The sequence below is a fragment of the Aquamicrobium sp. LC103 genome (assembly GCF_001014615.2).
Classification (GTDB): domain Bacteria; phylum Pseudomonadota; class Alphaproteobacteria; order Rhizobiales; family Rhizobiaceae; genus LBCQ02.
On the sequence record NZ_LBCQ02000006.1, the window covers coordinates 61,212 to 76,517 of the forward strand.

Annotated in this window: 14 protein-coding genes; 2 read left to right on the plus strand and 12 right to left on the minus strand. The window is 64.2% G+C overall.

From position 1 onward, the window contains the following. Nucleotides 1–7 precede the first annotated feature (7 nt). The 8 genes from leuA to XW59_RS12960 all read right to left on the minus strand — a co-directional run bounded on the left by leuA (nt 8) and on the right by XW59_RS12960 (nt 9,560). Nucleotides 8–1,675, minus strand: a complete 1,668-nt coding sequence (gene leuA / locus XW59_RS12925) for a 2-isopropylmalate synthase (RefSeq protein ID WP_082137601.1) — start codon at nt 1,673–1,675, stop codon at nt 8–10. A gap of 343 nt (nt 1,676–2,018) precedes the next feature. After that, nucleotides 2,019–3,104, minus strand: a complete 1,086-nt coding sequence (locus XW59_RS12930; protein ID WP_047145769.1) for an AbrB family transcriptional regulator — start codon at nt 3,102–3,104, stop codon at nt 2,019–2,021. A 63-nt stretch (nt 3,105–3,167) separates the two neighbouring features. Next, nucleotides 3,168–3,464, minus strand: coding sequence for a putative quinol monooxygenase (locus XW59_RS12935; protein ID WP_047145770.1), 297 nt, complete (start codon nt 3,462–3,464; stop codon nt 3,168–3,170). Nucleotides 3,465–3,503: 39 nt separating this feature from the next. Continuing rightward, nucleotides 3,504–4,412 carry a cation diffusion facilitator family transporter gene (locus XW59_RS12940; protein WP_047145771.1) on the minus strand — a complete coding sequence of 303 codons (909 nt, stop codon included), beginning with the start codon at nt 4,410–4,412 and terminating at the stop codon, nt 3,504–3,506. Between the two features lie 97 nt (nt 4,413–4,509). Beyond that, complete coding sequence (locus XW59_RS12945; protein WP_047145772.1) at nt 4,510–6,699, minus strand: anthranilate synthase; 2,190 nt, start codon at nt 6,697–6,699, stop codon at nt 4,510–4,512. 270 nt (nt 6,700–6,969) lie between these two features. Continuing rightward, nucleotides 6,970–8,385 (minus strand): APC family permease, encoded by a 1,416-nt coding sequence (locus XW59_RS12950; protein WP_047145773.1) that lies wholly within the window; start codon nt 8,383–8,385, stop codon nt 6,970–6,972. Nucleotides 8,386–8,417: 32 nt separating this feature from the next. Beyond that, nucleotides 8,418–9,170, minus strand: coding sequence for a phosphatase PAP2 family protein (locus XW59_RS12955; RefSeq protein WP_047145774.1), 753 nt, complete (start codon nt 9,168–9,170; stop codon nt 8,418–8,420). Between the two features lie 75 nt (nt 9,171–9,245). Beyond that, complete coding sequence (locus XW59_RS12960; protein WP_047146020.1) at nt 9,246–9,560, minus strand: hypothetical protein; 315 nt, start codon at nt 9,558–9,560, stop codon at nt 9,246–9,248. Nucleotides 9,561–9,760: 200 nt separating this feature from the next. Between XW59_RS12960 and XW59_RS12965 the strand changes: the two genes are divergently transcribed. Next, on the plus strand, nt 9,761–10,312 hold the full coding sequence (locus XW59_RS12965) for a DUF2380 domain-containing protein (RefSeq protein ID WP_052958153.1): 552 nt from the start codon (nt 9,761–9,763) through the stop codon (nt 10,310–10,312). Here the strand turns inward: XW59_RS12965 and XW59_RS12970 are convergent. Further along, complete coding sequence (locus tag XW59_RS12970) at nt 10,309–11,178, minus strand: LysR substrate-binding domain-containing protein (protein ID WP_047145775.1); 870 nt, start codon at nt 11,176–11,178, stop codon at nt 10,309–10,311. The two genes, XW59_RS12965 and XW59_RS12970, sit on opposite strands and share 4 nt — an antisense overlap. A gap of 100 nt (nt 11,179–11,278) precedes the next feature. Here XW59_RS12970 and XW59_RS12975 point away from each other — a divergent pair, with 100 nt between their 5' ends. Beyond that, nucleotides 11,279–11,527: a hypothetical protein gene (locus tag XW59_RS12975; RefSeq protein WP_047145776.1), complete on the plus strand. Its 249-nt coding sequence runs from the start codon at nt 11,279–11,281 to the stop codon at nt 11,525–11,527. Between the two features lie 6 nt (nt 11,528–11,533). On the opposite strand, the gene XW59_RS12980 is transcribed toward XW59_RS12975, so the two are convergent. The 3 genes from XW59_RS12980 to XW59_RS12990 form a co-directional block, all read right to left on the minus strand. Further along, nucleotides 11,534–13,243, minus strand: a complete 1,710-nt coding sequence (locus XW59_RS12980; protein WP_136068219.1) for a formate--tetrahydrofolate ligase — start codon at nt 13,241–13,243, stop codon at nt 11,534–11,536. Nucleotides 13,244–13,327: 84 nt separating this feature from the next. Beyond that, nucleotides 13,328–14,452, minus strand: a complete 1,125-nt coding sequence (locus XW59_RS12985; protein ID WP_047146023.1) for a DUF2333 family protein — start codon at nt 14,450–14,452, stop codon at nt 13,328–13,330. Nucleotides 14,453–14,555: 103 nt separating this feature from the next. Then, nucleotides 14,556–15,170, minus strand: a complete 615-nt coding sequence (locus tag XW59_RS12990; RefSeq protein ID WP_047145777.1) for a thymidine kinase — start codon at nt 15,168–15,170, stop codon at nt 14,556–14,558. Between the last annotated feature and the right edge of the window lie 136 nt (nt 15,171–15,306).

Here is a 15,306-nt window from a genome sequence, read left to right on the forward strand (position 1 = left end):
GCGTTAACTATCGCATAAGTATTCTGTTGGCAGCGGATACAACCGCCTCAAGCGAGGCGGCAACGATATTGGTATTGATTCCGACGCCGAACAGCCGGCCGCCGGGATACTCCATTTCGACATAGCTGACCGCGGACGCATTCGACCCGCGCTGCAGCGAATGCTCGGAATAATCGAGCACTGAAAGCTCGATGCCGATGTGCTTCGACAGGGCATCGACGAACCCGTCTATCGGCCCGGTCCCCGTGCCGGTGATGGTCACGTCCTTGCCCCCGTCGACGATGACGGCCTCCACCACGCGCCGACCTTTGGACGAGGTATCCGGGAAGGTCTGATGGTCGACGAATTTGAGCCGCGCCTCCGGCTGGTCGACATAGACCTCGAGGAAACGGTCGTGGATCTTCCTCGACGGCTGCTCCTTGCCCTCGACATCCGTTATATGCTGGATGTCCTGACTGAATTCGATCTGCAGGCTGCGCGGCAGGTTGAGCCCGTAATCCGCCTGCAGCACATAGGCGATGCCGCCCTTGCCGGACTGCGAGTTGATGCGGATGATCGCCTCGTAGCTGCGGCCCACGTCCTGAGGGTCGATCGGCAGGTAGGGAACTTCCCAAACCGGCGAATTCGCCTTGCGGATGGCCTTCATGCCCTTGTTGATCGCGTCCTGATGGGACCCGGAGAAAGCCGTGTAGACCAGCTCGCCGACATAGGGGTGCCGCTCGGGAATCCGCAACTGGTTCGAATATTCGTAGACGTCCTTCATTCGGTTGATGTCGGAACAGTCCAGCATCGGATCGACGCCCTGCGTGTACATGTTGAGCGCCAGGGTGACGATGTCGACATTGCCGGTGCGCTCGCCGTTGCCGAAGAGCGTGCCCTCGACGCGGTCGGCACCCGCCATCAGGCCGAGCTCGGTTGAAGCGATGCCGGTTCCGCGATCATTGTGGGGATGCAGCGAGATGATCAGGTTTTCCCGATTGTCGAGTTGGCGGCACATCCACTCGATGCGGTCGGCATAGGTGTTCGGCGTCGCCATTTCGACGGTGGACGGCAGGTTGACGATGAGCTTGTTTTCCGCCGTCGGCTTCACGATCTCCGCAACCGCGTTGCAGATCTCCAGCGCCACCTCCAGTTCGGTCCCGGTGAAGCTTTCCGGCGAATACTGGAAGCGATAGCCGCCGCCCGCCGCGGCAGCCATGTCCATGATCATCTTGGCCGCGTCGGTGGCGATCTGCTTGATGCCCGCCACGTCCTTCTCGAACACCACGCGGCGCTGCAACTCGCTGGTGGAGTTGTAGAAATGGACGATGGGGCTCTTCGCGCCGTCCAGCGCCTCGAACGTCCGCGAGATCAGCTCGGGGCGGCACTGCACCAGCACCTGCAGGTCGACGGCGTCGGGAACATTTCCTTCCTCGATCGCCCAGCGAGCGAAGTCGAAATCGGTTTGCGAGGCTGAAGGAAAGCCGATTTCGATTTCCTTGAAGCCCATGTCGAGCAGGAGCTGAAACATGCGCGCCTTGCGCTCGTGGCCCATCGGGTCGATCAGCGCCTGATTGCCGTCGCGCAGATCGACGGAGCACCAGACCGGGGCTTTCTCGATGCGCTTCGACGGCCAGGTGCGGTCGGGAATATCGACCTGCGGGTAGTACTGGTACTTCTCCGCGGCGTCGGGCATGCCCTTGGCCACTGCCGGCTTGCCCGCATCCATCGTCGTTCGTTCGTTCATCGTCTCTCTCCAGCGCTGGCCGGACGTTCAATGCCACGGCGCCAAGCGCGCTTCCATGAATTTCTGCTGTTGTGGACAAGGAGCGTTGGTGCCGGCGGCGGCACATCGACCGCCGGGCGCTCCTTCAGCGTACCCGGCGATCGCCGCTAAGGCCGAGAAGGAGAAGCGTGGAGAGAAGGGCGCGCGCGGTCTCGCCCGCGAATGCGGACGCACGGGAAACGGAATGGGCGCTGCGCTTTGTCATGAGCGGCTTGATAGCCGAACATCCGCGCGGAGGCAAGCGCCAAGCATTTCAGCTCTTCACCCAGCGGGCCACCACGCGTGCGATCGAAGGCCCGAAGAGCAGGACGAAGAGAAACCGCAGGGCCTGCAGCGTCATGATGAAGGATATGTCGACATTGGCCGAGGCGGCCGCGATGATGGCGACCGAATCCATGCCCCCGGGGCTGGTCGCGAGATAGGCGGTGAGCGGATCGATGCCCATCTCGTGGCTGAGAAACCACGCGATCGCCCCGCAGAACGCCATCAGCGCCAGGATGGAAAGCAGGATCTGCGGCAGGGCGCGGGCCGCGTGAACCATCGTCTGCCGCTTGAAGTTCAGGCCGATCGTCCACCCGATCACGAGATAGCTGGCGGCAAGCAGCCATTCCGGAAGCTGGAACTCCGCCCCCGCGCCGAGATGGAGCAGCGAGCCGAGGATGAAAGAGCCGATGAAGAAGGGCGACGGCATTCTCGCCAGCCGCGCCAGCGCGCCTCCGGCGACCGCCACGGCGATGGTGGTGCCGAAGGCGATCCATTCGATCTCGGGAAACCAGACGGTCCTCGGCACGGGCGCGTCGGGAACCACCCAGAGCCGCGCGATCATGGCCGCGCCGAGCGTGACGATGATGACGCGCAGATACTGCATGAAGGCGACGAGGCGCTGGTCGGCGCCGAAGGCGCCCGCCATCAACACCATCGCGGTCGCCGCCCCCGGCGCTGAACCCCACACGCCGGTGGTACCCGGCAATATGCCCCAGCGGCTGATCGCCCAGCCGAGAAAGCTGCTCGCCGCGATCGTGGCGATGACGGCGGCGACGAAGACCGGCCAGTTGGCCGCGAAGGACGGGAAGATGTCGGGCGAGAGCGAGGGGGCGATCAGGCAGCCGACGATCGACTGCGCGGCAATGAACGGCAGCCTGGGAACGCGGATGGTGGCGCCATTCACGCCGGCCACGATCGCCGCGACCATCGGGCCGATCAGCAGTGCCGCCGGCAGGGCGAACAATTCGAAAATGGCGGTCAGCGCGAGGGAAAGGACAAGCAAGATCGTCCATTGCAGCGACGGGCGCATGAACGCCAAGCGTTCGCTGGCCGATTGTCCTGAGGATGCATCCATGCAGCGGTGATAAACCGTCGCGCGTGAATTGCGAAGCCCGTCAGGACGGAAAAAGCGCCCTGGCTAGCCGCCGAGGCCGACCCCGCCCACCGGCGCGGTCTCGACATGGCTGTCGAAGCCGGCGATCAGCGGCCGCGCCTTGGCGATCGCCTCCTGCACCCGCGGCAGCGACAGCGACGCCTTGTGGCTTTCAGCGCTGTCCCAGGCCTCGGTGATCCAGATCGCGTCGGCATCGGCCGGGTCGACGGCTATCACGTAGCTGAGGCAGCCGGGCATCTCGCCCGTGCTTCCAAGGAGAATTTCGACAAGCCGGTCGCGCTCGCCGGCGACCGCGCGCATTTTTCCGATCAATCCATACATCGAATGAACTCCTCTCCTGCGACCAGCCAATGGCCGGCTCTAAGCGAAGGGAACCGCGGCGGTGCCCTTCGGAAGTTTTGCCTCGTCGTCCGGCTCCACATGGATGATGACGCGCACGGAGGGAATCTCCTCCCGCAAGGCATCCTCGATCCGATCACAGATCACATGCGCGTCGCCGACGCTCATCTTGGAATCGACGACGAGGTGGAACTCGATGAAGGTGGCGCGACCGGCGATCCGCGTCCTGAGATCATGAACCTCGATCGCGCCCTTGGAATTGGCCGAGATGACGTCGCGGATGCGAATGTGCTCGTCGGGGTCGACGGCGACGTCCATGAGACCCTGCACCGACGAGCCGATCACCTGCCAGCCCTGCCAGAGGATGTTGAGCGCGACGATCACCGCCAGAAGCGGGTCGAGCCACGTCCAGCCGGTGACGACGGCGCCGATCAGTCCGACGAGAACGCCGGCCGACGTCACCACGTCGGTCATGATGTGCTTGCCGTCGGCGAGCAGCGCCGGCGACCTCTCCCGCCGGCCGGTTCGAATGAGGATCGTCGCCCAGCCGGCGTTGATCACCGCCGCCAGGCCGTTGATGGCAAGGCCGAGCCACGGCTCGTCGAGACGGACCGGTGCCTGGAAGGCGAGCCAGACCTCGCGCAGGATCATCAGCGCGGCGAGCACGATGAGCACGCCCTCGATGACGGCGGAGAAATATTCCGCCTTGTGATGGCCGTATGGATGGTTCTGGTCGGCGGGCTTGTGGCTCACCCTTATCGCCCACCACGCCGCGAGGGCGGCGATCACGTTGACCACCGATTCCAGCGCGTCCGAATAGAGCGCGACCGAGCCGGTGACGTGATAGGCGAAGTATTTCAGCGCCATGACGCCGATGCCGATGAAGATCGACCAAAGCGCGAGGCGCTGGATTCTCTGCTTGGAGGTCATGCCGCGCCCTCCCCGCCTGCACCGGCCATCCCCTTTTCAAGGGAAGATGGCCGGCGAGCCGGACTTGGATAATTCGAAGGACCTGGCATCGATCTCGCTAGGCCGCCTTGACCTTGGCCTTGCGCGGCAGGTGAGCCACCACGTTCTCGATCATGCGCATGCCGGCGTTCTGGCCGAGCGTCATGATCGATTCGGGGTGGAACTGGACGGCTGCCACCGGCTCCCTGCGGTGCTCGAAGGCCATGATCACGCCGTCCTCGGTCTCCGCCGTCACGACGAAATCTTCCGGGAGACGCACGGGATCGGCGAAGATCGAGTGATAGCGGCCGACCGTCACCTCCTTCGGAAGCCCGGAGAAGATGACGCCCTGCTTGTTCACCCTGATGCGCGACGGCTTGCCGTGCATGGGAACATGGAGCTGGCGCAGCTCGCCGCCATAAGCCTCCGCCAAGGCCTGCAGGCCGAGACAGACGCCGAAGATCGGCAGGTCGCGCCTGCGCGCCTTGTCGATCGTCGCCTTGCAGTCGAAATCCTTCGGCATGCCGGGGCCGGGCGAAAGAACGACGAGATCCGGATCGACCTTGTCGAAGACTTCCTCCGCCACCGGCGAGCGCACGGTGGTGACCGTCGCACCGGTTTGGCGGAAATAGTTCGCCAGCGTGTGGACGAAGCTGTCCTCGTGGTCGACCAGCAGGATCGACACGCCCTGCCCCACCAGCGCGCTTTCGCGCTCGGTTTCGGCCGCATTGCCCGCCGAAGCTTCCCTGATCGCCGAGAGCATCGCTGAAGCCTTCAATTCGGTCTCCGCCTCTTCTTCCGCCGGATCGGAATCATAGAGGAGTGTAGCGCCCGCACGCACCTCGGCGATACCGTCCTTGATGCGGATGGTGCGCAGGGTCAGGCCCGTGTTCATGTCGCCGTTGAAATGCACCATCCCGATTGCCCCACCATACCAGGCGCGCGGGCTTTTTTCATGATTTTCGATGAATCGCATGGCCCACAATTTCGGCGCGCCGGTGACGGTCACCGCCCAGGCATGCGAGAGGAAGGCGTCGAAGGCGTCCATGCCCTCGCGCAGCCGCCCCTCGATGTGGTCGACGGTGTGGATGAGGCGCGAATACATCTCGATCTGGCGACGCCCGATGACGCGTACCGAGCCCGGCTCGCAAATGCGGCTCTTGTCGTTGCGGTCGACGTCCGAGCACATGGTCAGCTCGGATTCGTCCTTCTTCGAGTTGAGCAGCTTGAGAATCTGCTCCGAATCCGAGATCGCGTCGTCGCCGCGCTTGATCGTGCCCGAGATCGGACAGGTCTCCACCCGGCGGCCGTTGACGCGCACGAACATTTCCGGCGAGGCACCGATGAGATATTCGCCCTCGCCGAGATTGATGAAGAAGGAATAGGGCGAGGGGTTGATCTTCTTCAGGCGGCGCGTGATGTCGGACGGCTTGGATTCGCAGCGCTCGAAGAACATCTGCCCGGGCACGACCTCGAAGAGATCGCCGCGGCGGAAACTCTCCTTGGCCTTCTCGACCAGCCGCGCATATTCGCCGGGCTCGTGGTCGGCGCGCGGCGGGATCCGGTCCGACGTACGGAACGGCTCGTCATGACCCTCGCGTGGCAGGCCCTCGGTGGAAAAACCCTCGCCCGCATAGTCGTAGCGGTCGTGCCATGCCTTGGCCTGATGGTGGTCGACGACGAGGATTTCGTCGGGCAGGAAGAGCACGAGGTCGCGCTGGCTCCCGGGCCGCTCCAGCTTCTCCTCGACGCGGTCGAACTGGAAGGCGAGGTCGTAGCCGAACGCGCCGTAGAGGCCGAGATTGGAATCCTCCGGAGACTTGAAGAGGGCCGTCAGCGCACGCAGCACCGTGAAGACGGTAGGCACGCGCGAGCGTTCCTCCTCGCTGAAGACGCGACCGGGCTCGGCCACCTGCAGCGCGAGCAGCCTGGGAGAAGCCTCCTTGACGGCAACCTCTTCCAGCCGCTCGAGCGCCTTGCGGATGACCGGAAGCAGCACTTCGCCACGTGCATTCAGTGCCTCCACCCTGACCGCGCGCCCCTTGGAGCTGACCACCAGCGGCGGGTCGATCATCGCGGTATCCCAGCGCGTATAGCGGCCGGGATACTCGTAATTCGAGGAGAAGACACAGCCGCGACGTGAGTTCAGCCGATCGATATAGCTCTCGATCGCGCCTTCATAGGGCGTATCGAAACGCTGGCGCGTGATCGCCACGCCTCCCGCGGTGACGTAGCGCTCCGCGCCATTCTCAAGCAATTCGACTGTCATTCCCGGCTCTCCACTCAGCTAAGCTCTGGTTCCCGGATCGGCTTGAAAAACAAAATGGCCGCCCGGATTTTCCGTTGCGGCCACCACCATTTTCACGCGCACGCGCTCAATCGGCCGCTGTCAGCGGGCCCACCACCAAAGGTTCTTGATCGAGCGCATGTTCATGGCGAAAGCATTATCGCGGGGCACCCCGCTCGGCAAGCGAAATTCTTGCCGCGGGCGCCTGATTTGCGCCTGCGGCAAACTCCCGTCGAGACACCTCTTCCCGCCTCAGTTCACGGGCCCCGGACCGCTCAACTCGCTCATGTCGTCCGCAGGGCGCTCGCCGGTCGCACGATTGTAGATCACCGTGACGATCCAGAGCACGACGCCGATGGCGAGCAGCACGCCGGCAATCGAATACTGTACCGGATCGCGCCCGGTCCACGGGCCGGCAAAGAACGCGCACGACACGGCACCCAGCACCGGCATGAAAGTCGGCGTGCGGAAATGCTCGTGCTCGACCGGGTCTCGCCGGAGAACGAGCACGGCGACGTTCACGACCGTGAAGACGCACAGAAGCAGCAGGGCGGTCGTGCCACCGAGCGCCGGCACCTCGCCGACGAAGGTGATCAGAGCGAAGGCCAGCAGGCTGGTGAAGATGATCGCGACATAGGGCGAGCGACGGCCGGCGTGGACCTTGCCGAAGATGGCGGGCAGGACATGCTCGCGACCCATGCCGTAGACCAGCCGGCTCGCCATCAGCATGTTGATGAGCGCGCTGTTGGCAACCGCGAACATGGTGATGAAGCCGAATATCTCGACCGGGAAGCCCGGCGCGCCCGCCTGCACCACCTTCAGAAGCGGCGTCTCGCCTTCGCCGAGTTCCTCGGCCGGAACCAGCGTTATCGCCGAGATCGAGACGAGCACGTAGATGACGCCGGTGATCAGAAGTCCCGCCAGCAGCACTTTCGGAAAGATGCGGCTCGGATTCTTGCTTTCCTCGGCCATGTTGACCGAATCCTCGAAGCCGACCATCGCGAAGAAGGCGAGAGTCGTGGCGGCGATGACCGACCAGAACGCCCCGCGATCGGCCGATGCGGAGAACTGGGTGACGCGCGAGACGTCGCCCTGCCCTGCGCCGATCGCCCAGAGCCCGATGAAGATGATGATCAGCAGGCCGGTGAGCTCGACCAGCGTGAGCACCACGTTGACCTTCACGCTCTCGCCGACGCCGCGGAAATTGACGATCGCGACCAGCGCCATGAAGGCAAGGCCGATCATGGTGATGCCGGTCGGACCGAAGCCGAGGCTGAAGGCTTCCGACATGTTCGCCGAGAAGGCGCGTGAGGCGGTCGAGGCCGACGTTATGCCCGAGCTCATAACCGCGAAGGCGACGATGAAGGTGATGAAGTGGATGCCGAAGGCCTTATGCGTGTAGAGCGCCGCTCCCGCCGCCTTGGGATATTTCGTCACCAGTTCGAGATAGCTGAAGGCCGTGATCAGCGCGACGACGAACGCCACGAGAAACGGCAGCCAGACCACGCCGCCGACCTCCTTCGCCACCTGGCCGGTGAGCGCGTAGATGCCGGTGCCCAATATGTCGCCGACTATGAACAGGAGCAGGAGCCATGGCCCCATCACCCGGTGCAGGCTCGGCTCGGCCGCGGGCTGGCCGGAAGCCCCCTCTACTGCCGCGTCGTTCATTATCCTCTCCTCGCATTGGATAAATCCCACCGTCAGTCAGTAGAGTACTGCTTGTCATCCTCGTCAATTGTGCCAGTTGCAGTTGTCCGCCTGTATCTGCGCAACGCCGAGATGGCGAGCCAGGAAAGACTCGCCCAGGCCGCGCCGAGCGCCCATCCCGCGGCGACGTCGCTCGGCCAGTGCACGCCGAGATAGATTCGGCTGATGCCCGCCGCCAGCGACAGCAGGATCGCCACCGCCATCACATAGACCCGCACGCGGAACTCTGTGACGAGCCGCATGAGAAGCGCGGCGAGGGTGAGATAGACGAGCGTGCTGAGCGTGGCGTGCCCGCTCGGAAAGCTCGCCGTGTGAATCGTCACGAGATGATCGACCACGTCGGGGCGCGGCCTTTCGTAGAAAAGCTTGAGGAGGTGGCTGACGGCCGCGCCCGAGCTTATCGACAGGAGCACGAACAGCGCCGGCCCGTATTTCCGCGACACCAGCAGGAAGCCGACCACGGCTGCGACCAGCACGACGATGACCGGATAGCCACCGAGCGCCGTGATTTCGGCCACGGTCTCGGCCATCCATGACGGCCCGATCGGATCGGACGGATCGGCCGGGTTGCGGAAGAGCAGCAAGAGGTAGTTGTCGACGCCGGCGATCTCGTTCTCGCTGACCTCGTCTGCGATGGCGAGGAAGATGTAGACGCCCGACGCGAACAGCGCGACCAAGAGCACCGGCAGTGTCGCAAGCCGCGTGTCCGTCATGCCGCGGACCAGATTGGTTACGGATTTGTCCATCGCCTCCTCAACCGATTGCGCGCAGCCGGCTTCTCCCGGCTCGAGTCGCGGCGGAGAACGTCAATCCCCCACGGATTAAGACGCATCGGCCGCGCGACGGGAGCGTTCCTTGTTCACACGCGCGAGCGCTTCGGCCAGAACGCCCATCTTCTGACGGTTTCCAGCGTCCGCCTGGTCGAACTGGACCTGCTGGCGGGATTTGCCGCGCACGGCGCGACGCTGCTTGTCGGCGATGTCGCGGGCGCGGTCGCGGCGCTCGCGCAATTGCTTGACGAGCTGCGAAATATCCTTGTCGGAAAGCTGCTTCAGCTCAGGTTGCCGCGACTTCGCGACAAGCTCGATCTCGCCATCGTTCAGCAGACGCCGTTCGTTCTTCCTGCTCGTGGCCATCCGAAACTCCTTATGGTCGTGTCCGCACCACCAGATCAACTAGGATGCGATGCGTGCGGTTGCCAGTCTATCGGCGATCGAGGAGCGATAAAGGATGAAAAAGCCGATGGCGGCAAATGCCGGCGGCAATTGCATACCTCGCCGGTCGCTCCTATGATTTCCAGGCCTGTCGTTCGCACGCATCGAGAAGCGAGGCCGTTATGGAGCGTGCCACCCAACCTACGGAGTCCCGCGAATCTTCCGGCGCTTGCCGAAGCCTTCTGCTCGCCTGTGCGCTTGCCTGCTTCCTGTCCTCGCCCATCCGAGCCGACGAAAACCGCATCTCGCTCGCGCTCGCAGATTATTTCCTGGCCGATACCTCCGGCGAAGAGCGCGACCAGACTGCCGAACACGCGGCCCGCCTCGCGCATTTCGACGAGATCCTGCATGACGAGCTCGCCGTAAGCGACAAGTTCGAGCTGGTGGAGATCGACTGCCTGCAACCGCGCTGCACCGGCGAGAACATGAGGCTGAAGCAGTTGCTCGAGCTCGCCAGGCAAGCCGGAGCCCGTTTCCTCGCCGTCGGCGCGGTCAACAAGATGAGCACGCTGGTACTCTGGTCACGCGTCGAGGTCTACGACGTCACGACCGGCAAAATGGTCTTCGACCGGCTGATCACCTTCCGGGGCGACAATGACGAGGCCTGGCGGCGGACCGCGCTCTACACCGCGAGGGAACTGATCAGGAACGCACCGGCCGGGAAGCGAGGCTAACCCGCCGGCGCGGCAGGCCGAAAGGCCTCACGGATCATCTCCACCATTCCATCGATCGCCGCGCTGGAACGGCGCGGATTGCGCCGCAGCAACACCCGTGACGAATCGATCTGGGGAAAGCCGTCGGCCTGCGTCAGCTCCCGGCAGTCAGACGGGATCGTGCTGCGCGAAAGGGAAGCGACGGCGAGGCCGGCGGAGGCGACGCTGACGAGCCCCGCCAGCGTGTCGCTGGTATAGGCGACACGATGACGGATACCGTATTGCTTCAGCGAGTTGACGGCCAGCGTCGAGCACCACGTGCAGTCGGTGAAGACCGCGATCGGAAGCGGGTCCCGTTCCTCGAGCCGATGGGCGATGGAGGTCGCCCACACGGTCGGGTCGACGCACAGCACCTCCTCTCCGGTCTGACGGTCCGGGCTATAGATGACGGCGAGATCGATCTGATCGCTCTCCAGCAATGCGAGATGCCGCGCGGAGGTGTCGGAGCGCACCGTAACCTCGACGGCGGGATGACGCTCGGCGAAAGCGGCCAGGGCACGAGGCAGGATCGTCTGGCCATATTCCTCCGGAATGCCAATCCGCACCGGACCGTCAAGCGGACCGGTGCGCATGGCCGCGCTGGTCTCTTCGAGCAACCCGACGACACGCCGGGCATAGGGAAGAAGCTGGTCGCCGCGCGGCGTCAGCGCCACGCCGCGGGGACCTCGCTCGAAGAGCGGCGCGCCGATGCTGTCCTCCAGCCGCCGGACCTGCATGCTCACCGCCGACTGCGTGCGTCCCACGCGTTCCGCCGCGCGGGTGACGTTTCCCGTCTCGACCACCGCGAGGAAGGTGCGCAGGAGATCGCTGTCGAGCGATAGGGACATGGATCCCGCCATCAACGAGTGTGATGTCAGGCATTCTCACTATTCGTTTGTCGAATGTCAAACCAGCGCACAGGCTACGTCCAGTCTTGGAGAGCCTCGAATGACCGACGAGCCGCATCGCACGCCGTATGTCGGCCCTTCGAAGACCGTGCTCGCGCGTCTGAAAGCGATGTGGCGATGCGCTCGGGCAAAGGCCGATAACCGCCGCGCGCTGGCCGACATCGAACCTCGCGCCACCGGGCTCGAAGATGCCGGAATCATCACGCGCGAGGAAGCTGGTCACTTCCTCGAACGGCAGAGGCTGCACCGGATCGCGGATTGGACTCGTCTGCGTGGCCGCGGGCTTTGAGCCTCGTCAGAACAGCCCTTCGATCTGGCCTTGCTCGTTGAGGAAAATCCGTTCCGAGGATGGCGATTTCGGCAGGCCGGGCATCGTCATGATCTCCCCGCAGATCGCAACGACGAAACCCGCACCGGCCGAAAGCCGCACCTCGCGCACCGGCACGACATGGTCGGTCGGCGCGCCGCGCAGGTTCGGGTCGGTCGAGAAGGAATACTGCGTCTTGGCCATGCAGACCGGCAGCCTGCCATAGCCTTGCTGCTCCCACTGGTGAAGCTGGTCGCGCACGCTCTTGTCGGCGATCGCCTCGAGCCCGCGATAGACGCGCTTGACCACCGTATTGATCTTGTCGAAGAGCGGCATCTCGTCCGGATAGAGCGGGGCGAATTGCGCGGCGTCCGAATCCGCGAGCGCGGCGACCTTGCGCGCTAGCTCCTCGATGCCGGCCGAGCCTTGCGCCCAATGCTTGCACAGGACCGCCTCCTCGCCCATCGACACGACATACTCCTTCACCGCCTGGATTTCGGCTTCCGTGTCGGAGTGGAAATGGTTGATCGCGACGATCGCCGGCACGCCGAACTGGCGGACGTTCTCGATATGGCGGCCGAGATTGGCGCAGCCCTTCCTCACCGCCTCGACATTCTCGGTGCCGAGGTCGTCCTTCTTGATGCCGCCATTCATCTTCAGCGCCCGCACGGTGGCCACGATGACCGCGGCCGCCGGCTTGAGGCCGGCCTTGCGGCATTTGATGTCGAAGAACTTCTCCGCGCCGAGGTCGGCCCCGAAGCCCGCTTCGGTGACGACGTAGTCGGCGAGCTTGAGGGCCGTGGAGGTGGCGACGACCGAGTTGCAGCCATGCGCGATATTGGCGAAGGGGCCACCGTGCACGAAGGCTGGATTGTTCTCCAGCGTCTGCACGAGGTTCGGCTGCATCGCGTCCTTGAGCAGCACCGTCATCGCGCCGTCGGCCTTGATGTCGCGTGCAAAGACCGGGCTCTTGTCGCGGCGATAGGCGACGATGATGTCGCCGAGCCGTTTCTCCAGATCCTTCAGGTCGGTGGCGAGACACAGGATCGCCATCACCTCCGAGGCGACCGTGATGTCGAAGCCCGCCTCGCGCGGAAAACCGTTGGTCGCGCCGCCCAGCGAACAGACGATCTGTCGCAGCGCCCGGTCGTTCATGTCCATCACGCGCCGCCAGGTGACGCGGCGCGTGTCGATGCCCTGCTCGTTGCCCCAGTAGATGTGATTGTCGATCAACGCCGAAAGCAGGTTGTGGGCGGTGGTGATTGCGTGGAAATCGCCGGTGAAATGGAGGTTCATGTCCTCCATCGGCACGATCTGCGCGTAGCCGCCGCCGGCCGCCCCGCCCTTGATGCCGAAATTCGGACCGAGCGAGGCTTCGCGGATGCAGATAACGGCCTTCTTGCCGATGCGGTTGAGGCCGTCGCCGAGGCCCACCGTGGTCGTCGTCTTGCCCTCGCCCGCCGGCGTCGGGTTGATCGCCGTGACGAGGATCAGCTTGCCGTCGCCGTTCTTTCGCGCCTGTCTGATGAATTCGGCCGAGACCTTCGCCTTGTCGTGGCCGTAGGGAAGCAGGTGTTCGGCCGGAATGCCGATCTTCGCGCCGATCTCCTGGATCGGCTTCTTGTCGGCCGCGCGCGCGATCTCGATGTCGGATTTGACCATGCGGAGCTCCCCCTCTTCAAGTTTGCCTGGCGTCATGCGTTCCTCGGGTCGCATAAAAGCGCGGCCGGTGGAAGCCGCGCCATTCCAAAACAGCCGCCGAATGCACCGATTGCGACGAGTTCACCGATCCAGCACCAGCCGCAGCTCGACCAGGTTGGAGCGGACGCGCAGGACGTAGAACCCCATCGTGGCGAGATGGCTGGGCATGATCCACCCGTCCTCGCGGCCGTTGGAGATGATCGCCGGCTGCAATCGCAGGGCGCTGGTTATCTGGTCCTCGGTCGCCTGCCACAGCGTGGCCAGGCCGCGCTGGGCGATCACGTCGGCAAAGTCGGTGCGCGCCGCCGTCAGGATGCCGTAATAGCCGTAGAGCTGCCCATAGGCGAACCAGTAGCGGTCATCGGCACGGAAATCGAACCAGCCGCCATTGTAGTTTTCCGAGCGCTCGCGAAGGATCGCCGAGGTCGAACCGATGTCGTTGGCGATGCGGTCGATGAACTGGATGAGGTTGTCGGCGCGGGCGTCGAACACGGCCGTGCAGGTTTCGAGCCGGTCGTTGAAGGCGCGCAGATCGCGCGCCGCCGCCCTGTAGAATGCCGGCGTCGGCGTTTTGAAGCCGAAGGGGTTGAGCCCGAAATACCAGGTATATTCGTCGATCTGCATTGCGCCGCGCGCGTCCTGCAGGCCCGAATCCACCTGGCTCGTGCCGCGGACGCGGCCGAGCGTGTCGACCAATTCGACCGTCGTGCGGCGAATCGCCTGATTCACGCCGCGCTGGAACGAGGCCTTGTTGTCGAAGAACGGCGTGTTGTCCCACGGGACGCCGAACAGGCCGAGCTTGTAGAGGATCATCGAGGAAATCCAGGCGTTCTCGTCGACGTTGAAGTCGATGAGGTCGGCCGTGACCTCCGTGATCGCCGAGCGCCCGCAGGTGCGGGTGCCGCCTTCGCCTGCGCCCGCCTCGCCGCCTTCGCCGCCGGCCGCCCGCATGCCGGTGAAGTTGTAGGCCGCGACATAGTTCGTGTCGAAGCCGGTCCAGCGCTGCGTTTCGAGGAAGAAATATCCGTAGAGGCCGACGAGAACGAGAAGGATGATCCCGATCGGCCCCTTTATCAGCCAGCCACGCCGCGCGTACCATCTGCCGGCGGCCAGGAATGGCCAGCAGATCCATGCGATCACGAGGCCGATGCCCCGTCCGATCGCCTGGAAGATGCGGGTAAAGAAATTGACGATCGGATCAAGCATGGTTTCGTTCACCCTCAATCGACGGGACCGCTGAGCGGTCACCATATACCGCCGTTTCCTTCAGATACGTGTCTTTCGGCGCATCCACAACATGAAGCACCGCTTAGTTGCCCTTGAAGCCGACCAAATCTTCCGGCGGAACGCGGCCCATCTCCTCCTCCCAATGGCGCCGACATAGCGAGACGTAGACATCCTTGCCGATCGCGACCTGCTCGCCCTGGCGCGCGACCTTGCCGTCCGGTCCGAGGCGGACGACCATCGTCGCCTTGCGTCCGCAACGGCAGATTGTGCGGACTTCGCGCAGTTCGTCGGCCAGTGTCAGCAGCGCGCGAGAGCCCGGGAAGAGCTTGCCCTGGAAGTCGGTGCGCAAGCCGTAGCACATGACCGGGATGTGCAGCCGATCGGCCACGCGGGCCAATTGCCAGACCTGTTCTTCCTCGAGGAACTGCGCCTCGTCGACGAACACGCAATGCACCGTGGCATGCTCGTTGTGCTCGCTGATGCGCTCGAACAGATCGTCGCCGTCGCGAAAGATCTCGGCTTCCGCCTCCAGGCCGATGCGGGAGGAGATGTAGCCGGTCTGATCGTCGCGCCTGTAATGGCCGGCGACGAAAAGCATGGTTGTCATGCCGCGCTCGCGGTAGTTATAAGACGCCTGAAGAAGCATGGTTGTCTTGCCGGCGTTCATCGTCGCGTAATGGAAATACAGCTTGGCCATCCGCTTATTAAGCGCACCCGCCGAGCCCGGGCGAGAGGCTGGCCCTCTCCGTCCACCGAAAATCAGCGTTGCCATGTCGCACATAGATCGGCTTGCGCCGCCCTGCGCAAAGTCATGTCGCTTGAAACGGCACGAA